Origin of the sequence: Paenarthrobacter nitroguajacolicus, from assembly GCF_031455195.1 — a bacterium.
GTDB lineage: Bacteria > Actinomycetota > Actinomycetes > Actinomycetales > Micrococcaceae > Arthrobacter > Arthrobacter nitroguajacolicus_D.
Genome location: NZ_JAVDSH010000003.1, coordinates 169804 through 190387, shown reverse-complemented (window position 1 = coordinate 190387; position 20584 = coordinate 169804). Strand labels below are relative to the sequence as shown.

The 20584-nt window shown below is 62.9% G+C and carries 20 protein-coding genes and 1 tRNA gene; 15 read left to right on the top strand and 6 right to left on the bottom strand.

All coding sequences use genetic code 11. From position 1 onward, the window contains the following. The first annotated feature begins 4 nt into the window (after positions 1 to 4). The 4 genes from J2Y68_RS08270 to J2Y68_RS08255 all read left to right on the top strand — a co-directional run bounded on the left by J2Y68_RS08270 (position 5) and on the right by J2Y68_RS08255 (position 7382). On the top strand, positions 5 to 862 hold the full coding sequence (locus J2Y68_RS08270; protein ID WP_309992072.1) for an SURF1 family protein: 858 nt from the start codon (positions 5 to 7) through the stop codon (positions 860 to 862). Then, positions 859 to 1359 carry a DUF3817 domain-containing protein gene (locus J2Y68_RS08265; RefSeq protein ID WP_309992069.1) on the top strand — a complete coding sequence of 167 codons (501 nt, stop codon included), beginning with the start codon at positions 859 to 861 and terminating at the stop codon, positions 1357 to 1359. Before J2Y68_RS08270 ends, J2Y68_RS08265 begins: the two co-directional genes overlap by 4 nt. 109 nt (positions 1360 to 1468) lie before the next feature. Then, a complete protein-coding gene (guaA, locus tag J2Y68_RS08260; protein ID WP_309992066.1) occupies positions 1469 to 3058 on the top strand; it encodes a glutamine-hydrolyzing GMP synthase in 1590 nt (529 codons plus the stop codon). A 160-nt stretch (positions 3059 to 3218) separates the two neighbouring features. Then, positions 3219 to 7382: a DUF4011 domain-containing protein gene (locus J2Y68_RS08255; RefSeq protein ID WP_309992064.1), complete on the top strand. Its 4164-nt coding sequence runs from the start codon at positions 3219 to 3221 to the stop codon at positions 7380 to 7382. A 38-nt stretch (positions 7383 to 7420) separates the two neighbouring features. Here the strand turns inward: J2Y68_RS08255 and cpaB are convergent, their stop codons facing one another. The 3 genes from cpaB to J2Y68_RS08240 all read right to left on the bottom strand — a co-directional run bounded on the left by cpaB (position 7421) and on the right by J2Y68_RS08240 (position 9320). Further along, on the bottom strand, positions 7421 to 8215 hold the full coding sequence (gene cpaB / locus J2Y68_RS08250) for a Flp pilus assembly protein CpaB (protein WP_309992062.1): 795 nt from the start codon (positions 8213 to 8215) through the stop codon (positions 7421 to 7423). Positions 8216 to 8284: 69 nt separating this feature from the next. After that, positions 8285 to 8563 (bottom strand): FmdB family zinc ribbon protein, encoded by a 279-nt coding sequence (locus tag J2Y68_RS08245; protein WP_309992059.1) that lies wholly within the window; start codon positions 8561 to 8563, stop codon positions 8285 to 8287. Between the two features lie 154 nt (positions 8564 to 8717). Then, positions 8718 to 9320, bottom strand: coding sequence for a 5-formyltetrahydrofolate cyclo-ligase (locus tag J2Y68_RS08240; protein ID WP_309992056.1), 603 nt, complete (start codon positions 9318 to 9320; stop codon positions 8718 to 8720). A gap of 131 nt (positions 9321 to 9451) precedes the next feature. On the opposite strand from J2Y68_RS08240, the gene galU reads away from it, so the two are divergent. The 5 genes from galU (at position 9452) to J2Y68_RS08215 (ending at position 12919) form a co-directional block, all read left to right on the top strand. Continuing rightward, positions 9452 to 10357 carry a UTP--glucose-1-phosphate uridylyltransferase GalU gene (gene galU, locus J2Y68_RS08235; protein WP_309992053.1) on the top strand — a complete coding sequence of 302 codons (906 nt, stop codon included), beginning with the start codon at positions 9452 to 9454 and terminating at the stop codon, positions 10355 to 10357. 6 nt (positions 10358 to 10363) lie between these two features. Further along, positions 10364 to 10990 carry a GNAT family N-acetyltransferase gene (locus tag J2Y68_RS08230; protein ID WP_309992050.1) on the top strand — a complete coding sequence of 209 codons (627 nt, stop codon included), beginning with the start codon at positions 10364 to 10366 and terminating at the stop codon, positions 10988 to 10990. 130 nt (positions 10991 to 11120) lie between these two features. Next, positions 11121 to 12002 (top strand): hypothetical protein, encoded by an 882-nt coding sequence (locus J2Y68_RS08225; protein ID WP_309992606.1) that lies wholly within the window; start codon positions 11121 to 11123, stop codon positions 12000 to 12002. 8 nt (positions 12003 to 12010) lie between these two features. After that, positions 12011 to 12811 (top strand): SDR family oxidoreductase, encoded by an 801-nt coding sequence (locus J2Y68_RS08220; RefSeq protein ID WP_309992047.1) that lies wholly within the window; start codon positions 12011 to 12013, stop codon positions 12809 to 12811. A gap of 35 nt (positions 12812 to 12846) precedes the next feature. Continuing rightward, positions 12847 to 12919, top strand: a tRNA-Ala gene (locus tag J2Y68_RS08215). 201 nt (positions 12920 to 13120) lie between these two features. On the opposite strand, the gene J2Y68_RS08210 is transcribed toward J2Y68_RS08215, so the two are convergent. Further along, positions 13121 to 13651 (bottom strand): aminotransferase class IV, encoded by a 531-nt coding sequence (locus J2Y68_RS08210; RefSeq protein ID WP_309992045.1) that lies wholly within the window; start codon positions 13649 to 13651, stop codon positions 13121 to 13123. 539 nt (positions 13652 to 14190) lie between these two features. Here J2Y68_RS08210 and J2Y68_RS08205 point away from each other — a divergent pair. From J2Y68_RS08205 to J2Y68_RS08180, 6 genes are read left to right on the top strand one after another with little or no spacing between them, the layout of a single operon-like run. After that, a complete protein-coding gene (locus J2Y68_RS08205; protein WP_211711232.1) occupies positions 14191 to 14733 on the top strand; it encodes a PadR family transcriptional regulator in 543 nt (180 codons plus the stop codon). Positions 14734 to 14738: 5 nt separating this feature from the next. Then, complete coding sequence (locus J2Y68_RS08200; RefSeq protein ID WP_309992042.1) at positions 14739 to 16445, top strand: ABC1 kinase family protein; 1707 nt, start codon at positions 14739 to 14741, stop codon at positions 16443 to 16445. 59 nt (positions 16446 to 16504) lie between these two features. Further along, positions 16505 to 17029, top strand: a complete 525-nt coding sequence (locus J2Y68_RS08195; protein WP_309992039.1) for a universal stress protein — start codon at positions 16505 to 16507, stop codon at positions 17027 to 17029. Then, positions 17016 to 17459 carry a fluoride efflux transporter FluC gene (locus J2Y68_RS08190; protein WP_309992036.1) on the top strand — a complete coding sequence of 148 codons (444 nt, stop codon included), beginning with the start codon at positions 17016 to 17018 and terminating at the stop codon, positions 17457 to 17459. The genes J2Y68_RS08195 and J2Y68_RS08190 overlap by 14 nt, the downstream gene beginning before the upstream one ends. Further along, complete coding sequence (gene crcB / locus J2Y68_RS08185) at positions 17456 to 17827, top strand: fluoride efflux transporter CrcB (protein ID WP_309992034.1); 372 nt, start codon at positions 17456 to 17458, stop codon at positions 17825 to 17827. The genes J2Y68_RS08190 and crcB overlap by 4 nt, the downstream gene beginning before the upstream one ends. 44 nt (positions 17828 to 17871) lie before the next feature. Beyond that, the gene (locus J2Y68_RS08180) at positions 17872 to 18402 is read left to right on the top strand and encodes a ferritin (RefSeq protein WP_309992031.1); all 531 of its coding nucleotides are present in this window, start codon (positions 17872 to 17874) and stop codon (positions 18400 to 18402) included. A gap of 33 nt (positions 18403 to 18435) precedes the next feature. Here J2Y68_RS08180 and zapE read toward each other — a convergent pair whose 3' ends face one another. Beyond that, positions 18436 to 19587 (bottom strand): cell division protein ZapE, encoded by a 1152-nt coding sequence (gene zapE / locus J2Y68_RS08175; protein WP_309992028.1) that lies wholly within the window; start codon positions 19585 to 19587, stop codon positions 18436 to 18438. Then, positions 19584 to 20579: a magnesium/cobalt transporter CorA gene (gene corA / locus J2Y68_RS08170; protein ID WP_309992024.1), complete on the bottom strand. Its 996-nt coding sequence runs from the start codon at positions 20577 to 20579 to the stop codon at positions 19584 to 19586. Before corA ends, zapE begins: the two co-directional genes overlap by 4 nt. Positions 20580 to 20584: the final 5 nt, after the last annotated feature.

Here is a 20584-nt window from a genome sequence, read left to right as displayed (position 1 = left end):
AGGGGTGTTGAAAACCGCGTTGAAACCCCGCTGGATCGCAGGACTGGTCTTTGCGCTTGTCCTGTCCGGGGTGTTTGTGCTGCTCAGTCAGTGGCAGCTCAGCCGGTCCACGCAGCACGAACCGCCTGCGCCGTCCAGCATCGAGGAAGTAAAACCCCTGGTGGACGTCCTTAAGCCGGGCGAGTTCTTCCACGGATCCGTTTCCGACCAAATGGTCAGCGCGACCGGAAGCTATGACCCCGACAAGCAGGTTCTTGTTGAGGGCCGCCTGTACAACAACCAAAAGGGTTACTGGATCGTCACGGCCTTCGCGGTCAAAGACGCCCCAAAGCTCAGCGGCGTGGCCGCTTCGCCCCAGACCTGGATCCCGGTAGCCCGTGGCTGGGTGGCCGACGCCTCCCAAGCCGACCCGCCGCCGTCGGGCACTATCACCCTTACTGGTCGCCTCATCCCGTCTGAAGCCCCCGTACCAAACGTCGACGCCGGCCCAGGACGCGCGTCTGCGGTGTCTACCGCGGAACTCATCAACGACTGGGAAGTGTCCAGCTATCCCGGCTTCATCGCCGCGACGTCAGAGATGGCCGACGGGGTAGCAGTGCCGGCCTCCGACACGATGAAGGCCCTGAATATCCCCGCGCAGCCGCCCGCTGAGCAGGTCAACTGGCTGAACCTCTTCTACGCGGTGGAATGGGTGGTCTTCGCGGGCTTCTCGATCTTCATCTGGTGGCGGCTGGTCAAGGACGACTACCGCCGGGACCTGGAAGAGGATGAGGACGACGAGTTCGACGCCGAAAACGGCACAGTTACGACAGCCAGCACAGAACCTACAAGCCCAGAGCAAGAACAAAAGGTGCAGCAATGATTGAGCCCAAACCGGCCATCCAGCCCGAGCAATCCGGAAACAAGCCCAAGAAACGGCGGTTCGGCGGAACGGAAGCCCAGATCCGTTCTGCGCTGAAGTTCTACAAGGTGATGGCCTATCTCACGGGTGCGATGCTTCTGTTGCTGTGTGCGGAGCTGATTGCCCGCTACGCCTTCGGTGTCTCGCTCTTCGCGGGCGGTACTGACGCGGTCACCGGGCAGCCGTTCGGTTTCGGCTTTGCCGAGTCCGAGCCCAAGGGCGTCATCGCTGGGTTCAACATCTCCACGTCGGTGCTGATTGTCCACGGCTGGATGTACGTGGTCTACCTGGTCTCCAACTTCCGGCTGTGGTCCCTCATGCGGTGGCCATTCTCCAAGATGATCCTGCTGGCACTGGGCGGTGTCATCCCGTTGCTGTCGTTCTTCGTCGAGAAGAAATTCCACGCAGAGGTGGAGGCCGAGCTGGCCGCCAACCCGCAGGCCTCCAAGCGTTACTAAGCCCCGCTGGGCATCGCTGGTGTGAGATGCCTAACGACCGGCCCGGATTTGGCCGTCCTGCGCAGCTGCCAACGTGCACCGGGGTGGTCCGGCAAAGTAGTCTTGGTGGGTGACTACTCCCACCGCACCCCAGACTTCCCAGAAGCCGGTGCTGGTTGTTGACTACGGTGCCCAGTACGCGCAGCTGATTGCCCGCCGCGTCCGGGAAGCGAATGTGTATTCGGAAATCGTTCCGCATACCTTCACCACCGAGCAGCTTCTGGCCAAGAACCCGGCAGCCATCATTCTTTCCGGCGGACCCTCCAGCGTCTACGCCGAGGGCGCGCCGTTCGTGGGCCCGGACCTCTTCGAGGCCGGCGTTCCCGTTTTCGGCATCTGCTACGGATTCCAGGCCATGGCAAATGCCTTGGGTGGCAAAGTGGCCCAGACCGGTTTGCGGGAATACGGCGCAACCGAAGCGCTCCTTGTGGGTGACGCACGGTCCATCCTCGATGGCGTCCCGGCGTCCCAAAACACCTGGATGAGCCACGGCGACTCTGTTCACGAAGCGCCCGATGGCTTCGAAGTGCTGGCTACTACGGCCGGAGCCCCGGTAGCGGCCTTCGCCAATGACGAGAAGCGCCTTTACGGTGTGCAGTGGCACCCCGAAGTGAAGCACTCTGTGCTTGGCCAGCATGTCCTGGAAAACTTCCTGTTCAAGGGAGCGGGCCTGAGCCCCAACTGGACAACCGGCAACATCCTCGAAGAGCAAGTGGATCGTATCCGCGAGCAGATCGGGGACTCCAAGGTCATTTGTGGTCTTTCCGGTGGCGTTGACTCCGCCGTTGCCGCAGCCCTTGTCCAGCGCGCGGTCGGCGATCAGCTGACCTGTGTCTTCGTGGATCACGGTCTCCTGCGCGAAGGCGAAGCCGAGCAGGTGGAGCGGGACTTCGTGGCCGCTACGGGTGTCAACCTGTATGTTGCGAATGAGCAGGAACGCTTCCTGTCGGCGCTTGCCGGCGTCAGCGATCCCGAAACCAAGCGCAAGATCATCGGCCGTGAGTTCATTCGCGCCTTCGAGGAAGCGGAACGGGCCATCATCGCCCAGGCCGCGGCCGACGGCGAGAAGATCAAGTTCCTGGTCCAAGGCACCCTGTACCCTGACGTCGTCGAGTCCGGCGGTGGAGAAGGCGCTGCAAACATCAAGAGCCACCACAATGTGGGCGGACTTCCCGAGGACCTGCAGTTTGAGCTTGTCGAGCCTCTGCGCGCCCTGTTCAAGGACGAAGTCCGTGCCGTAGGCGCCCAGCTTGGCCTGCCGCAGGAAATCGTTGGCCGCCAACCGTTCCCCGGCCCCGGCCTGGGTATCCGCATCGTTGGTGAAGTGAACAAAGAGCGCCTGGACCTGCTGCGCAAGGCTGATGCCATTGCTCGTGCAGAGCTGACAGCCGCCGGTTTGGACAACGACGTCTGGCAGATGCCCGTTGTCTTGCTCGCTGACGTACGCAGTGTTGGTGTTCAGGGCGACGGCCGCACCTACGGACACCCGATCGTGCTCCGCCCGGTGTCCTCCGAGGACGCCATGACGGCTGACTGGTCCCGGTTGCCGTATGACCTCCTGGCCCGGATCTCCAACCGCATTACCAATGAAGTGGAAGGGGTGAACCGCGTGGTGCTGGACGTCACCAGCAAGCCACCGGGAACCATCGAGTGGGAATAGCATTCTGAGTGGCCGGCCTCCGTTGGGGGCCGGCCACTGTGCTTCAACCAGGGGCATTGTGAGCCGTCGACGGGCAGCCAGTTGCTAACTGGCGGCGAATTTCGCGTCGGAACAGCGTTGCGAAGTGGGCTGGCCGGGTATTCCGGCTACCCTCGAAAGTATGCCGGTATGGTCCAGGGCGTCTAAAGCTAGTACAGAAAAGAAGGCAGAAGTTGTGTCATTAGGTCTAGGCCAGGAAGAGGGCTCCGAGGAGCTCAGGAAATGGCTGTCTGGTCTTAAGCCCGTTACCGGGGCGGATACGATGCTGCGTTTCGTTAAGACCCCGGAAGGCGCCATCGATCTCAGCAATGCCCACCCGTCCGGCCTCGCCCAGCTGCTCGCGGGCCGCAGGACGCGTTTGTCCACTCTGATCAGGGACCGACAACAGTATTTGGTTGCCGCCCGGGCAGCCCGGAATATCCGGTCCAAAATCTTCGAACTCAGCAACGACCGCGGTATCGAAGCCGGATACTTGTCCGCCGGCACCGTGGTGTGGACCTCGGCGGTAGGTGGCAAGCCGCAGCGCATTTCCGCGCCGGTCATGCTCACGTCCATTGTTCTCACCGTCCGGCCCGGCGAGGACGACTTCGAGCTCCAGCTCACCGAACAGGCCCGTATGAACCCGGCCCTCGTTCGGCACTTGAAAACAGTTCATGGCATCGTTTTTGATGTCAACGCCGTGGCACGCATGGCCTACAACACGGCCAGGCTCGATCCCCAGCCGGTTTTGGATCGTTTGGCTACCTTGGTCCAGCCCATTCACGGGGCCGAGGTGGAGTTCAATCTGCTCGTCACCACTTTGGCTGATCTCTCGGGGAACCTGGATGATCCGTGGATCAACATGAACAACCCCACGGTGGCGGCTTTGGCCAGTGCCGCCAACGGTGGCGATATTGAGCCTGAACCCATCAAAGCGGGCAGGTTTGCCGATCTTGACCAGCGGGATCCCGCCGATGAACTCCTCCTGCTCGACGCCGACACGGACCAGCAGTACGTTGTGGACGCCGTCCGCGCTGGAGATTCCCTCGTTGTCAGTACCCCTCCCGGAAGTGGGCAAACGCAGACCGCGATCAATGCCATCGGCGCCCTGGTCAGCGAAGGAAAGTCCGTCCTCGTGGTGGGGGACAGGCAGTCCAGCCTTGCCGGCTTGTCCGCGCACCTGGAATCGTTGGGCCTCGATTCGATGTTCTTCCGGCCAGGCAACGGAACAACGCCGCAGCAGCTTAAGGGCCAACTGGTCCGGGCAATCATGCGCAGCGAGAAGGCCCTGGAGCCTCAGCTGGGGAACCTTCACCAGACGCTGACCGAACACCGGCATGCCCTGATGGACCACGTGGCGTCCCTGCACAATGTCCGTGAGCGCTGGGGTTGCTCGCCCTACCAGGCAATGCAGTCGCTCGCGGAGTTGACGTCCATCCACCCTGCGCCTTCCACGACCGTACGGTTGAAGCGCAGCGTCCTGGACAACATCAAGGATCGTGAAGAGCTTGCCGGCCGGTTGCGTCGTGCGGCCGAACTGGGCAGCTTTAGCCGCGCCTCGACTTCCAGCCCTTGGTATGGCGCACGTCTTGTGACCCGCAAAGAGACAGAAGAAGCCCAACAGTTGGTGCGGCTGGCTGAGGAGAAACTCCCCATCCTGCGTGACCGCATGAAGCAGGTCTCCGACCATGCCGAGATCAGGCTGGGCGAAACCTTCACCGAGTGGGGAGCGCAGCTCGAACTGCTCATTGCGGTGCGCGAAAGCCTGGACAAATTCACCCCGGATATCTTTGACCGGCCCGTCCACGACCTCATCTCCGCGACAGCCAGCTCCGCATGGCGCCGTGAACGAAACCTGGAAATGCCTTCCATGCAGCGTTCCCGGCTGCGACGCGTGGCCAAGGAATACGTACGGCCCGGTGTCCACATCGCAGACCTCCATAGTTCGCTGGTACTGGTCCAGGAACAGCGTGCCCTGTGGGCCGGCTACGCGACGACGCAGCGCCACCCGGCTGTGCCGTCCGGCCTTGCCGACCTCGGTGCCCTCTACCGGGAGCTGGACGGCGAACTGCTCCGGCTCGGTGAGGCCCTCAAGCACACCGCCGCCGGAGGCTCCCTGCACCAAACGCCGTACCTGGAACTCATGGAGCGGTTGGAACGCCTGGTAGCGGACACCGCCACCTTGGAGACTTTGCCCGAGCGGACGCTGTTGATTGAGGAGATGCGCGAGCACGGTCTTGGTGAGTTGCTCGCTGACCTCGCTGCCCGCGAAGTCCCGGCACCCTCGGTGGCAGCAGAGCTGGACCTTGCCTGGTGGCAGTCCGCGCTGGAAGCCATGATCAGCGGTGACGATTACCTTGCAATGTCCGATGGTGACTCGCTGCGCCGCCTCGAGGCCGAATACCGCCTCGCGGACCAGGCCCATATAGCCAGTGGTGCGGCCCGCCTTCGTTGGCAGTTGGCCCAGAAATGGCGTCAGGGCATCCTCGAACACCCGCGGCAGGCCGAGTTGCTTCGCGCCCTGTTGAAGGATGGCCGCGTGACGTTGCCAGCACTGAGCGCGCAGGCGCCGGATCTCGTGCCGCTGCTGGTGCCGGTGTGGTCGGTCAGCCCCTACCTGCTGACCGGCGTCCTTCCTGCCGAGCAAAAGTTTGACGCCGTGGTGATCATCGATGCTGAGTCCACCTCCCTGCAGGCAGTTCTTCCTGCCATTGCCCGCGCACATCAGGTAGTGGCCTTCGGGGACGCGAAAATCGCCAACGCGCGCACCTTCAGTGTTGCCGTGGAACCCCCGGTTGCTGGCGTAGCCAGCCACGAAGTTGTGGACAGCGCCTTCAAGGCCCTTGCCCGTGTACTGCCAACCTGGCAGCTGAATTGGGTCTACCGCGCAGTGGACGAGGACCTGATCCTCCAGTTGAGCAAGAACTACTACGACGGCGGACTGCGGCGCCTGCCCGACGGCAATTCCGTCACCGGCCTGGACCGTTCGATCCTGGTGGAATACATCCCCGATGGTACTGGCCTCCCGGGCGCTGACCACGAAGGCGTCGAGTCCGTCACCGCGGAGGTCAACCGTGTAGTTGACCTTGTGTTCGAACACGCGAGGCTTCGCCCCCGCACTTCCCTGGCCGTAGTAACGGCCAGCCTGCGCCACGCGGCCAGGATTGGTGAAGCCATCAGGCTCCAACTGCCCAACCATCCTCTCTTGTCCACCTTCTTCGGGGCGGGTCCCGAGTCCTTCAGGGTGGTGGACCTGGAGCGCGCTCAGGGTTTGGTACGGGATCACGTCATCTTCTCGCTTGGCTACGGACGCACTCCACATGGGCGTGCGCTCCACTCGTTCGGACCCTTGTCCACAGAAGGCGGGCGGAACCGCTTCGCTTTGGCAATGACGCGCGCACGGCGCTCCATGCACGTGCTGACGTGCTTCCGCCCCGAAGACCTCGACCAGGACCGCCTGGCTCATGGTGCCGTGGACTTCTACGAGTTGCTCGACCGTGAACTCTCTGGAAACAGCAACCTTGGAACGCCTGCTTCCCGTGCTGTCGCCAGCGAACAAGCACTGGGCGAGGATTCCCTGGTGGCAGATCTGGGGGAGCGGCTGCGTGCCCGTGGAGCGCGTGTCTGGCATCTCTACGATGGGGTACTGGACATCGCTGCTGCGGCGGATCCGGTGCATACCATTGGCCGGGAGGGTGCGGAGATTCCTACTCCGGTGGCCATTGAATCCGATGGAACCGAACGTTACAGGCGTATGAGCGTGCGTGAGCGAAGCCGCCTGCGACCACAACTGCTGGAGCGCATGGGTTGGCGCTACATGTCGCTGTGGACGATCGAAGTTTTCACTGACCCGTCCTCCTGTGCCGACCGTATCGGCTCCTACCTGGGACTTGAAGACCACATCCCGCAGCTCGCCTCCACTCCTCAGCATGGCTTCCTGGACGTGGATGTTGAACAATTGAACCTGGACAAAGCACAGCCATCCTTCACCCCAAGTGCGCGAAGGGCAGCCGGCAACATCGAGACTGGCACCAAGCCGGCCGATGCTGCTGCCGACAACGGAAAAGAAGCACCCATGACGGAACAAGTAACCGGCGAGGAAGACAACGCCGCGGAGCGCTCTGATGATGCTGTCCAAGGCAGCGCGGGGGACGCGGAGGAGTCGAAGGCCGTTCCTGCTAAGCCGGCCTCGCAAGGAATTCTTCCTACGAAGGCCGCGGAGGACGATCCCCGCCGGTGGGGAGACGAATCCGGTTATGACCATGAGGAGTGGCTGAAGGAGCAAAAGCCCCCGCACTGGGGCTAACGTTCCACCCTGAAGGCACGTGCCGACAGCACTTCCCATCACGGGCTGACCAGTACAAAGAAAAGCTTGCCTTGCGTTGATGCGCCGGCGAGCTTTTCTGCTTGCTGGGGATCGGCCGCCACTACCACCAGGCCGTCGCTGTCACCCGTACCGAGCCACTCACCGGGCTTCCCGCCCTGGGCAGAGGTCCAGAGCACGGCAACAGGACCCGCCAGGACCTGGCTTTCGCGCGACTCATCGTAGGTCCCGGCTGCGGTGAGGACCACGGTCACTAACTGCCCGGGGGAGAGCAGCTGGATGGATGACGGGTCGGCCATCCGCAGAGGGACTGCTGCCGTGCCAGGGGGTGCGCCAGTGAGCAGCCCAGGACCCAGCAGGCTCGATTCCGTGGGGATCTGCCCCCGGCCAAGGGGTGCGGCAAGCTGGCGGCCCACCAGGACGCCAGGGTCGTCAAATGCGGTGGAGATTGCCAGATCCCGGGACACGGGTATTGCAGTGAAATCGGAGGCAGCCAGGCTGGTGCCGCCCGGGAGGTCCCGGGCAGCCACCAGTACGTTGACGCGTTGCTCCGCTGCGGGTGTCAGTTGCTGGACTGCGATGCCGGCAGCCGCACAGAGCAGGAGTGCCACAGTGAGTCGGCGGTTGCGTGCGATCCATGATCCGAACCTGCGCCTCAGTCCACGCCGAGTGTCAGGGTTGCGCGGACGTTTCCGGCTGAACTTGGGATCAAACGGGGTGCGTACGGGCGGCCATGATTGAGGAGACCGGTTCCCAACGGACGCAGCTGAGCGCTCGGCGCGGGCAAGGAGGGTGCTTCGTGACTGGTGTGGCATGCAGCCACGCTAGCCAGCACGGGATCCACGGAAACAGTGCCGGGCTGTCCTATGTGGAAAAGACGGTTCCTAGCTGGCGGCGGCTGCGGCTGCGGGTGCTGGGGTTGCCGCTGGAGTCGACGACGCAGCTGCGGGCGCTGCGGGAGCAGCCGAAACCGTGCTTCCCTTGGCGTCGCGGGAGTCAGTGCGGTAGAAACCGGAGCCCTTGAAAACGACGCCGACACTGTTGAACTTCTTGCGAAGCGCGCCCTTGCATTCGGGGCACTCCGTCAGGGAGCTGTCAGAGAAGGACTGGACGATGTCAAAGGCATGGTCACAGTCTTTGCAGGCGTATGCGTAAGTGGGCACTGAATTCCTCCTTCAGGACAAGGTTCAGGTCCTGTGGCACGCCTCCGGAGCGTATCCGGCTTAGCAGTCGCAGGGCCTGAGTGCCAATTCTATCATCCGGTGCCTTGGCAGCAGTCGCGCCGGACTGAAGGTCATAACATCGCGACGCGGTCCCCTATTCCGGGCCGTCGAGGCGAATGAGCCCGGAGGGCGTGAGCACTTCCCGCACGGGGCGGTCGAAGGGTTCGGCGGGAATGGAACCGGAAGGCAACAAGTCGTCGTCGTACACCACCGCGATGGTGGGCGGCCGCCGGCCGGATGCGTCGAGTCCCTGGAGGAGCCGGTCGTAGTATCCGCCACCCTGGCCGATCCTGTTACCCTCCCGGTCTACGGCCGTGGCCGGCATGAAAATCCCTGCGGCGTCAGCTACTACTGAACTTTCCAGCCGTTCGCCCTCGGGCTCGTCGATGGGGGCGTAGGAGGACCGCACGAACACGGTTGACGGGGTCCAGTACACCCAGCTCAGTTGCCTCCCAGGCTCGCAGACCGGGAGCAGGATCCGGTGTCCGGCGTCGTGGAGTGCCTGAATGAGGGGCAGTGTGGGTGGTTCGAAGGCGACGCCGACGTAGACCGCAAAAGTGCCTGCGGCGGAGGTCCTTGAGGCCGCCCACTCCGTGCCGTGCCATGCAATCGACGTGCCGGCGGCTGCAATCTGCTCCGGGGTCAGGCTTCGCCTATGAAGCCGGCGGCTGCTCCGGATGTCTTCCTTCGTTGCCATTCGTATCCGTTCCTAGGGTCTGTCCGTGCCAACGGAAGGAGCAGCAGGGCTGCCCTTTCCTGAATCAAAAAACTCCCTGCCGGTGCGGCGGGGTTTAGCCGTTGATGTCTTCCTTCCGTTAGATTAGTCCGGTGACTCTCGATAACAATGCTGTCCGTAAGGCCGTCATCCCCGCAGCGGGCCTTGGCACCAGGTTCCTGCCTGCAACAAAGGCGATGCCCAAGGAAATGCTGCCCGTGGTTGATAAGCCAGCCATCCAGTACGTCGTCGAAGAAGCCGTCAAGGTGGGCCTGCACGACGTCCTCATGATCACAGGGCGCAGCAAGCGCGCCCTTGAAGATCACTTTGACCGTGTGCCTGCCCTCGAGGCAACGCTTGCTGAAAAGGGTGATACTGCCAAGTTGGAGGCCATTCAGTCGGCCACCAACCTGGGCGACATCCACTACGTTCGCCAGGGCGACGCCAACGGGCTCGGCCACGCAGTTCTTCGTGCAAAGCAGCACGTTGGCTACGAACCGTTTGCCGTGCTGCTTGGTGATGACCTGATCGATCCCAAGGACGACCTGCTCAGCGAGATGATTGCTGTCCAGCAGAAGACCGGCGGATCCGTGGTGGCCCTCATCGAAGTTGAGCCCTCAAAGATCAGCGCCTACGGCTGCGCGGACGTTGAGGACGAAGGCGAGGACGGCTACGTGCGCATCAAGCAGCTCGTGGAGAAGCCTTCGCCGGAAGAAGCTCCATCAAACCTGGCCGTCATTGGCCGCTACGTCCTCCACCCGGCCGTGTTTGAGGTCCTGGAGAACACAGGGCCGGGCCGCGGAGGGGAAATCCAGCTGACGGATGCCCTCGAGGTGCTGGCTGCAGGCGAGGGTGAAGGCTATGGCGTATACGGCGTGGTCTTCCGCGGACGCCGCTTCGACACTGGCGACAAACTGAGCTACCTCAAGGCCTGCATCGAGCTCGCCTGCGAACGCGAGGACCTCGGCCCCGAATTGCGCGAGTGGCTGCCGACCTTCACTGCAGCGCTTCCCAAGTAACAACGGATGTACGGCTCTGCGATCTGGCCGGTGACGCTGGAAAGCGGAGACCTGTTGCTTCGGCCCATCCGTTACCGCGATAAGCGGGAGTGGTCAGAAGTCCGTTCACGGAACAGTGAATGGCTGGCGCCATGGGAGGCGTCCAACCCGGCTCCGGGTGGGCGCCTCCCCAGCTATCGCCAGATGGTGGCTTCCCTGAACGATCAGGCCCGTCAGTCCACCGCACTGCCTTTTGTGATCGTTGAGCGGACCCCCGGCTTTCGTGAGCCGAGAATTGTGGGTCAGCTAACGGTTTCCTCCATTGTGTGGGGTTCGGCAATGATGGCCACCTTGGGCTATTGGGTGGACAAGGACCGTGCCGGGCGCGGAATCGCTCCCACAGCCGTAGCGATGGCCACCGACCATTGCTTCCGCGTGCTGGGCCTGCACCGGATGGAAATCAATATCAGGCCGGAAAACGCACCTAGCCTGCGGGTCGTCGAGAAACTGGGCTTCCGTGATGAGGGCTACCGGGAACGGTACCTGCATATCAACGGTGAGTGGGCCGATCACCGCTCCTTCGCGCTTACTTCCGACGAAGTTCCCGAAGGACTCCTGCGCAGGTGGCTGAGCGGACAAACGGGCAGGTCATAGGCCTTTTTGGCCCTAAGTCCAGTCATTTGCGGACTCGCCCACGACACACCGGCCTCAATGCCGCCGCCCCCGGTGATTTGCTTCTACGGTTTTGAATGTGGACTTCCCTCTCAGCAGCTCAGTGATACTCGTGGTCGCTGTCGCGCTGTGGATGGTCTGGGTGGCGCCTTACGTTTTACGGAACAGGCGTTCGCAAGTCCAAACTGTAGCTGTTCCAGCAGACGCTATCGACGACGAACCAGACGAACCGCAGGCAGGGGTGGTACTGACTTTGGCACCTCAGCAGGAGAAACCGATGGAGACCATGCACAGGACAGCACCGGCGTCGCCCCAAGGATCCCCAGCGGCCGCGTCTGCCCCCCTGAAGGCGTCCTCCACACCCTTCACTATTCGATATGCCCGGTTTACGTTGGCGTTGTCGGGGCTCGCCCTGCTCTTGACGGCGATGGTTTCAGGCGTCCTTTGCCTCTTCGGTACGGGATCGTTTTGGTTGCCGCTCGTCTCGGTGATCGGTGCGGTAGTCGCCGTCGTGGTGTTGCGCAGGCTCGCCCTTCGCGACCTTCGTGAACGGCGGGCACGGCGCGCAGCGCAGGCAGCGCCCATCCCGACTCCGGCGCGTTACCTGCCCAAGGAAGAGCCGGCCGAGCCGAAGGCCACCACAGTCTTCGATGCAGAGGCCGCCAGCCGCGAAGCCAACCGTCCTACAGCGGACGAGTTGCGTCAGGCAGCCCTGGCAGTTGCCGTTGCCGCCGGGGATCACTCAGCCAGCACTGCCAAGGAATCCAAGGGCGCAAGCTGGAAACCCGTTGAGGTCCCGAAACCCACGTATGTCGATGCCGCTAAAGCTGCCCGCCCGGCACCCGAGCCGCTGGATCTCCCGGAGGCCCCCAAGCCCGTAGGCAAGCCCATCCTGAAGCAAAAGGCCGAGCAGGCAGAGACCGCTGCGGTTTCCGCCAAGAGCCAGAGCGCCCTCAGCAACCTGGATGACGTCCTTCAACGCCGTCGAGCCTAACAGCCTTCATGTCCAGCATCTGCGTCGCAGGGGGCACTGGCCAGGTTGGCCGTGAGGTGGTCCGGCTCGCCCTGGCTGCGGGACACGCGGTGTCCGTGCTGAGCCGCCATGTGCCAGTCGCGGGTTCGGAGAAGCGTCTCGACGGCGCCACCTATTTCGCGGCCGACGTCACCACGGGCGAAGGGCTGGCTGCCGCCCTGGCGGGTGCCGACGTCGTTATTGATTGCCTTGAGGGACAGTTTGGCACAGCCAAAAAGCAGTTCGCCGACGGCGGCAGGCGCCTTGCCGCGGCTGCCCGCCTGGCCGGGGTGTCCAGGGTTGTGGCGCTGTCCATCATCAACTGCGATCTGAGCACCTATTCGTATTATGTTTCCAAGGCCGACAAGGAGCGCGCGTACGCAGAGTCGCCGTTGCAAACCGTGGTCGTCCGGGCCACCCAGTTCCACAGCCTCGTCGCGATGATCTTTTCCGCGGGTGCGCGACTCCGGCTCATTCCCACTTTCACGGGAGTGAGGTTCCAGACCATCTCGCCGGTGGATGCCGCCGCCTCGCTACTCGAAGCGGCAAGGGCCGAGGCCGGTGCCCCATCACATAGCGTCCGCACCATAGGAGGTCCGGAAGTGCTCACCATGAGGCAAATGGCGGAAGATTGGACACGTATCACGGGCACCCGCGGAAAGATCATCAGGTTGCCACTGCCGGGACCCATGGGCGCGTACCTGCGTGCGGGCCACAACCTGGTCCCCGAACGAAAGCTTGGGACCGAGACGTTCGTGTCGTGGTTGGAAAAGCGCGGCGAAACTTTATAGCCTAGGGACACTGGTCCGGCACCTATGCCGGCCCAGGGGCTATAGCTCAGTTGGTAGAGCGCTTCGTTCGCATCGAAGAGGTCAGGAGTTCGAATCTCCTTAGCTCCACAGTTTCAGGCCTGGAAGCACGAGGAATTTTCAGCATCCGCTGGCGCATCCAATCCCGTCGGACCTTACTCGAGGGCAGCATCATGGCTCGCAGCGGTCAAAGAAAAGAGTGCTTCCGAAAAGTGGGAACCAAGCAACTCAGCAAAGAACCCGGTATCGAGGGCGGCGGTTGGGTTCCTTCCGGGAACAACGTGATATTTGTCAGGACTGGATGGTGTCCCAGGCGCTGGCTTCGTACAGGGTGATGATTTCCCGGGAAGCGGTCTCATCATAAGAGGTAAGCCCACCGAGTCTGTGTACCGGTACAACGCCAACGGAATTGGCGACAAACGCTCCAGCAAAACCGGCCACATCATTGAGCGCCACGGGCTGCTTGCGAAAGTTGATTCCCGCGACCGTGAGGGCCTCGTCGAGGAGCTGCCAGGTGATTCCATACAGGGACGGGGCGGACGGCCAAACGATCTCACCACCGCTGTCGATGAAGCCGATGTTTGCGATGCTGGTCTCGGAGATCTCCGCGTCCGCCGTGGTCAGCAGCGCGTCATCGAAGCCTCGATCCCTCGCCAACCGACCGTGGTAGAGCTGACCGAAGCTGCCGACATGCTTGATGTGCGCGAGCGGGCGCTGATAGACAACCGGGAAGAGGCTGACCGCTGCCGAGGGTGGGTCCACAGGGGGCCGCAGGGCCGTCATGACGCGGACTTCTCCGGGACCAGACTCGAACAGCGTCACGCGGAGATACGCCGTCGGGCGCCACGGAGGCGGCCCGCCGAATATGCTCCAAGACGGTCGCTGGGTCAATAATCGTGCCGAACAATTCTGTGTGAGCCTGCTGCAGTCGCTTGATGTGCTTCGTTAAACCGCGGACCTGTCCGCCACGAATCTGCATTGCAGTGAAATGGCCGTAGTTCACCATGGCGAGGTGAGACAGGGCGTCATCAGGAACCTCAAGCCCATCCACCATGATGTGAACGTGCTCAGCCATTCTGGGGCTCACGTTCGATCTTTGCCACGGTTGGTCTGGTCTCCATCGGATGGAGCCTACCTGAGTTGGTTGGACGCGGTCGGTAGCGCGAACACCTGCCGCGCCGTGGGAAGCCCTACCGGAAGTGGATTGCCCGCCGACAGTACACGTTCTCACCCCGGATATCCGGACCGAAGGTGAGCTTCATTTGCTCGGATTCGCCCGGTAAGCCCATTGTCCTTGCCGAATCGGGAGCATATCGTTAACTATCGTTCAGTATCGTTCGCGACGTATTGAGGTGGGCAAGATGCAGGATTCATTCCCCGCAGGCGGATTCATGGGCAACAGTTTTGACGGGATGTGGCAGGCCGTTGACGAGTTTCGTTCGCGGTTCGAGAAGCGTTCCGGAACCAGGGCAGGGCGGGGCGAACTCCGCACGGCCGTCCTGGCGCTGCTGGCAGAGCGCCCCATGCACGGCTATCAGATCATTCGTGAAATCGATGAGCGCAGCAAAGGAAGCTGGAAGCCAAGCGCCGGGTCCGTCTACCCCACGCTGCAACTGCTCGCGGACGAAGGATTCGTCAGTTCGGAGGAATCCAACGGACGCAAGATCTACTCCTTGACTGAGGCTGGACGGGAGTACCTGGCCGACTCGGAAACCTCTTCACCATGGGAGTCCACGGGTACGGGGTCGGGCCCAGGGTTCGGGGCCCTACCCAAAGCCGGAATGGCGCTTGCGCAAGCGGCGGCCCAAGTGGGTCGCACCGGAACGCCCAAGCAAGTGCAGGAAGCGGTCACCGTGCTTGAAGAGGCACGACGCCGGCTCTACTCCATCCTCGCCCAGGATTGACAGGGGTGGCGTCGGTTCGGCGCGACCGGGCAGATCCAGCACCGGGCGCGGGGGACACCCGTGCCCGCTATCGCCGAATCCTGCGTTTCGCCGCTTGGCACCTTGCTGTCACCTGGTGGTTTGAGCTCCTGCTGCCGCGGGTGGGGCTGCGTCGGATTGGGGAACGCAACCGGGCCAGGAGGATGCGCACTTTCGCGCAACGGTTCCATGACCTGGCGGTGGAGCTTGGGGGACTGATGATCAAGGTGGGACAGTTCATGTCTTCGCGCCTGGATGTCCTTCCGCCGGAAATCACCGCCGAATTGGAAGGGCTGCAGGACGAGGTGCCTCCTGTGCCTTTCCCTGCGATCCGATCCCTTGCCGAGGCCGAGTTGGGCGCGCCGTTGGGGGCGGTTTTTGCCTCGATCGAGGAAGTGCCTATCGCCGCGGCGTCCCTGGGCCAGGCGCACCGGGCACAGCTCCTGCCCCCTAATGCCGCCGACACCGGACTCAGCAGCGTGGTGTTCAAGGTTCAGCGCCCGGGGATCCAAGCCATTGTCGACGTCGACCTGGCCGCCTTGCGCAGGGTGGGCGGCTGGCTAAGCCGCATCCGCCTCGTGTCAGACCGTGCCGATGTGTCGGCCCTCATCAAAGAGTTCGAAAAGACCAGCCTCGAGGAAATCGACTACCTGAACGAGGCGGCCAATTCGGAACGTTTCGCGGCTGATTTCGCCGACGATGCCCGGGTAACGGTGCCCGCGATCGTCTGGGAACGGACAACAAGGCGCGTGCTCACCCTGGAAGATGTCACGGCCATCAAAATCACCGACGCGGGGGCTTTGCGGGAAGTCGGCATAGACCCGGCCGAGGTCGCACCGGTTTTCGCCTCCGTCATGTTTGACCAGTTGTTCACGAACGGCTTTTTCCACGCCGACCCGCATCCGGGCAATATTTTCGTCACGCCGGCCAAAGGCCAAGCGGAGCATCCGTGGAAGCTGACGTTCATCGATTTTGGCATGATGGGCGAGGTTGCCCCGAGGACGCGAAGTGGCCTGCGCAAACTCCTGATCGCGGCCGCCTCCCGAGACGGCAAGGGGCTGGTGGATGCCATCGGCGACGTTGGCGTTCTGATGCCTTCGGCTGACAAACCTGAGCTGGAGCGGGCCATGTCGCAGCTCTTCGACCGGTTTGGCGGGATGGGCTTTGCCGAATTGAGGGACGTGGATCCGCGCGAGTTCCGTGATTTCGGTGCCGAGTTCGGAACGGTGGTCCGCTCGCTGCCCTTCCAGTTGCCGGAGAACTTCCTGCTCATCATCCGGGCAATGTCCCTCACGTCGGGGGTATGCAGCTCGTTGGACAGCCGGTTCAATCTCTGGGACTCCGTGGAACCCTACGCGGCGCAGTTGCTCCGCGATGAGCGCGGCGGTCTTGCCAAGGATGTGGCGGCCCAGGCGTTTGATGCCGCAGTCGTTGCCTTGCGCTTGCCCAAGCGCCTGGATGGCGTGATCACGCAGATCGAGGACGGCTCGCTGCAGATTTCCAGCCGACGGCTGGAACGGCAAGTGGGACGGCTCATTCGACTGGCACACAGGGCAGTGGGCGCGGTGGTCTTTGGCGCCGTCCTGATTGCGGGCGCCGTGGTTCGGCAAGCCGACCCCAGTTTGGGTACCGTGCTGATGTTCGGTTCGGTGCTCCCGCTGCTGGCCGGCTGGTGGGCGGGTCGCCGTCGATGATTCCAGCGGGTCGGGCAAAGCGTTGCAGGAGCGGTCGGGGTGCGTCTTAGACTTGCCGTGTGACTGACACGCCCGAACGCCCCTTACCGGAGCCCGGCCGCATGACCGGACCAATCCTGGTAGGCGTCATGCCTGGCCAACATCCCGTCGTGGTTGAACAGGCCGCCCAAATGGCTGCCCTCTCGGGACGGCCTATGGTGTGCGCCTACGCTGACGCTACGGTTTATCCGGTTGATGGCAGCGCAGGGGGTCCCTCGGCCCCGATCGATCCGGACGGTGTTGATGAAGAAACCGAGGCCATTCCCGGCTCGCTAAAGGCGTCGCTGGCCGCCCAACTCGCTGGTGCCGGCGTCGAATGGTCACTGGTGCCTCTGGCGGGGGAGCCTGCACACGCCCTGGCCCGTGAAGCCCACGAGCTGGGCGCGGCCATGATCGTGGTAGGCACCCGGGACCATACGTTGACTGCCGCACTCAAGGAAATGACCTCCGGCTCCGTTGCCCGCCATCTGTTCCATCGGCAAGACCGTCCCGTGCTGGTCGTCCCCGTAAACCCCAGGGTCCCGGCCAGCGATGACGACGACTGAGGCCAAGCGCCCAGTCCACCTTCATTGGCGATTCATCGGAACGGTGGCTGCAGGCGGAGTCCTGGGCGCGCTCGCGCGCTACGGCCTTGGCCTCGTCATCCCGGCGCCAGGAGGGTGGCCTCTTCCCACCCTGGCCATCAACCTGACCGGCGCGTTGGCGCTCGGCGCACTCCTCGAAGGACTGTCACGCAGAGGGCCCGACGTCGGCAGTCGCCGGGTCATCAGGCTCGCCCTGGGCACGGGGTTCTTAGGTGCCTACACGACGTACAGCACGTTGGCGGTGGACGCTGTGCACCTGTTTGCCGCAGGTACGGCGCCTGCAGCGTTGGGTTACCTTGCTGCCAGCCTCGTGGGCGGGGTGGCCGCTACTACTGCAGGTATCTGGTTGGGTTCATGGCAGCACAGGCTCACCAAAGGCCGAAATCCGTGACAGTCATCCTCTTGGCGCTCGCCGGCGGACTGGGCGCGGCGGCACGTTTCGTGGTGGACGGACTGATCCGCGCCCGCTTCCGGACGGCATTGCCTTGGGGCACGATCCTCATCAATGTTTCCGGGTCCTTGGTCCTGGGCTTCCTCTCCGGACTCGTCATGCGTGGTCAGGCGCCCGAGTCGCTGCTGCTGATCGTCGGCACAGGCTTCCTGGGAGGCTACACCACGTTCAGCACGGCCAGCCTGGAGACCATCCGCCTGGTCCAAAGCGGGCGAACGGGTTTGGCGCTTGTCAATGGTTTGGGAACCATGGCCGCGAGCGTGCTGGCAGCCGCGACAGGTGTGTGGATCGCTGTTCTGCTCCCGTAAATCGGAGGCCGTGAACTGTCCGGGCCCGACTGTAGGATCATGCCATGGCTAAGAAGACATTCAATGAACTGTTGTCCGCCCAGGTTGCCAACGAGTTTGCAGCGTCCCAGCAGTACATCGCTGTAGCTGTGTACTTTGACGGCGAGGATTTGCCGCAACTGGCCCGTCACTTCTATCGTCAGTCACTCGAGGAACGTAACCACGCCATGATGATGGTTCAGTACATGCTGGACCGCAATGTGCACGTTGAGATTCCGGGCGTTGCCCCTGTGCGCAATAACTTTGCCAACGCCAAAGAGCCGATTGCGTTGGCTTTGGAGCAGGAAAAGCAGGTTACCCGCGACATCGAACAGATGTTCCGCGCAGCCCGGGCTGAGGGGGACGCCCTGGGTGAGCAGTTCATGTTGTGGTTCCTGAAAGAACAGGTGGAGGAAGTGGCTTCAATGACCACCCTGCTGAACATTACCGAACGCGCCGAAAACCTCTTCGACATCGAAAACTATGTGGCCCGCGAGACCGTCGGAGATGGCGGAAACGATGCCAGCGCCCCTGGCGCCGCTGGCGGAGCCCTCTAGGCATCCGGACACTGTGGAGTGGCCGCCGGAAGCTCAGCTTCCGGCGGACTCTTCGCTGTGAAGAGGTCTGGCCGATTCGTATCGGGTCAGCAACGACAATCGGCTCGCGATGCGTGCCAGATCCACCGGCAGTACGCCCCCGGAACCGGCACCATCCCAGTCGAGGGGGCCCTTGCCTATCAGGAACAGGGTGATGTCCTGGTCGTGAAGCACGTCCACTACATTGCTGAACCGCTGCCAGGCGGGAGCTAGCGCAGGATGGCTGCCGGCTGGTGAGGGAACATTGTCGATCACCCATGTGGTGTAGCTGTCCGCCAGGGCAAGGTAGTCCGCGGGCGATGTCAACCCTCCGCATAGTTCATCAAAGCCCACCCAGAGCAGGTCCGGATCGGAATTCCTGACAACGATCGGCTGCGTGGTGGGGGTCAAAACGCGGCTCTGCGACTGGGTAGGCGCGAAGAGGCCCAGGCGACCCAGCTGGGTGGGCGTCCCAGGCGTAATGATGCGCCCCGACCGGAACCCTTCCGAAGGGCCCTCCGGTTTGGCCGCACCTGCAACCAAGCGTCGGAAGTCCGACGATCCGGAGATTTCCACGATGTCCATCATTTCTTTGATGGCCTGGATGGTGGGCACAAAATGCTCATGCCACAAGGGGTTGGGCAGCAGCTCGTCCGGAGCGTAGTTTGAGGTCACCACCAAGGGAATGCGTTGTTTTGCCGCATCCCGGAGGAGGCGTGCAATGAACATGCCGTCTCCAACGTCATGGACGTGGAACTCATCAAAAAACAGCACATCGATGTCAGCCAGCAGCGCGTCCACCGACTTCTGGATCATGGTTCCGTTGCCCGCTGTGGAACCATGCGTGCCGGCGTGGAGCGAGCGGAAGAAATCGTGGAAATGCACCCGTCGTTTCCGGACCGGCAACTTAGAGTAGAAGCTGTCCATCAGCCAGGTCTTGCCGCGGCCCACGGGTCCGTGAAGGTAGAGGCTCCGGGGTGCCTTTCGGGATAGTGCACGACGGCGGCCGGTCAGCTGGGCGCCGAAAGCCGCTAACCGCTCGGCTGCCAGCCGCTGGCTGTACTCGAGTTCGAAACCCGAGCGGCCGGCGTCGTCCGCTATGTCGTCAACCATGGCGCGGCGGGCGTTCCGCAATGAACGCGGACCCACCCCGAGGGCTGGTGTCACAGCCACCCTTTGCGCTTGAAGATGAGGTACATGAGCAGGGCGGCGCCGAACATGAGGCCTACCGCCAGCGGATACCCGAATTCCCAGTGCAGCTCAGGCATATGGTCGAAGTTCATCCCGTAGACGCCTGCCACGAAGGACGGGGCGAACAGAATAGCCGCCCAAGAGGAGATCTTTTTGACCTGCTCGTTCTGCGCGGCACTGGCCTCGTTTTGGCGGTTCGCCGTCAGCGTCCCGTCAAGCGTGAGGGCGTTCTGGAGGAGATCGCGGAAGGAGTTCGCGCGGGAGATGACACGCTGGACGTGGTCCTCAACATCCCGCAGTGAACGCTGCAGCTCAATGTCCACACCGTACTTTTCGAAGCCCTTTTCCAACAGGACCATCATTTCGGGCAGGGGGTGGATGGCCCGCTGGAATTGGATGACTTCCCGCGCCAGTTCGTAGATGCGGCGCGAGACGGCGCTGTCGCCACTGAAGAGCTGGTCTTCGATCTCGTCGATGTCGTTTTCCAAGCCTGCGACCACGGGTGCATAATCGTCCACCACCTGGTCCACCAAGGCGTACAGAACGGCCTCCGGACCGTGTCGAAGAAGATCTGGACGTTCTTCCAGACGCTTGCGGACGCGCGCTACGCCTCCGGTTTCGGCATGCCGGATGGTCACGACGAAGTTGGGACCGGTGAAGACGTGGAGTTCGCCAAACTCCACTGTCTCGGTCTCGTCCAGGTAGCGGGCCGGACGGAGCACCGTGAACAGGCTGTGGTCGTAGCGCTCCAGCTTGGGCCTCTGATGCGCCGAGACAGCGTCTTCCACTGCCAGTTCGTGGAGGCCGAATTCAGCGGCAACGGCAGCCATTTCCTGCTGTGTAGGCCGATACAGGCCGATCCAGGCCATTCCCCCGTGCACCGAAAGGGTTTCGAAGGTCTGCTCAAGGCTGTTGGGGGTGGCAGTGCGTACGCCGTCCACGTATACGGCATTGTCGATGATGGTCACTGGTT

Excerpts from the sequence above, each read along its gene's own strand:
- J2Y68_RS08190 (WP_309992036.1), top strand. The coding sequence starts at position 17,016 with ATGACGACGACTGAGGCCAAGCGCCCAGTCCACCTTCATTGGCGATTC.
- J2Y68_RS08255 (WP_309992064.1), top strand. The coding sequence starts at position 3,219 with ATGCCGGTATGGTCCAGGGCGTCTAAAGCTAGTACAGAAAAGAAGGCA.
- J2Y68_RS08220 (WP_309992047.1), top strand. The coding sequence starts at position 12,011 with ATGTCCAGCATCTGCGTCGCAGGGGGCACTGGCCAGGTTGGCCGTGAG.
- J2Y68_RS08230 (WP_309992050.1), top strand. The coding sequence starts at position 10,364 with ATGTACGGCTCTGCGATCTGGCCGGTGACGCTGGAAAGCGGAGACCTG.
- cpaB (WP_309992062.1), bottom strand. The coding sequence starts at position 8,215 with ATGCCACACCAGTCACGAAGCACCCTCCTTGCCCGCGCCGAGCGCTCA.
- J2Y68_RS08205 (WP_211711232.1), top strand. The coding sequence starts at position 14,191 with ATGCAGGATTCATTCCCCGCAGGCGGATTCATGGGCAACAGTTTTGAC.
- J2Y68_RS08240 (WP_309992056.1), bottom strand. The coding sequence starts at position 9,320 with ATGGCAACGAAGGAAGACATCCGGAGCAGCCGCCGGCTTCATAGGCGA.
- J2Y68_RS08265 (WP_309992069.1), top strand. The coding sequence starts at position 859 with ATGATTGAGCCCAAACCGGCCATCCAGCCCGAGCAATCCGGAAACAAG.
- J2Y68_RS08180 (WP_309992031.1), top strand. The coding sequence starts at position 17,872 with ATGGCTAAGAAGACATTCAATGAACTGTTGTCCGCCCAGGTTGCCAAC.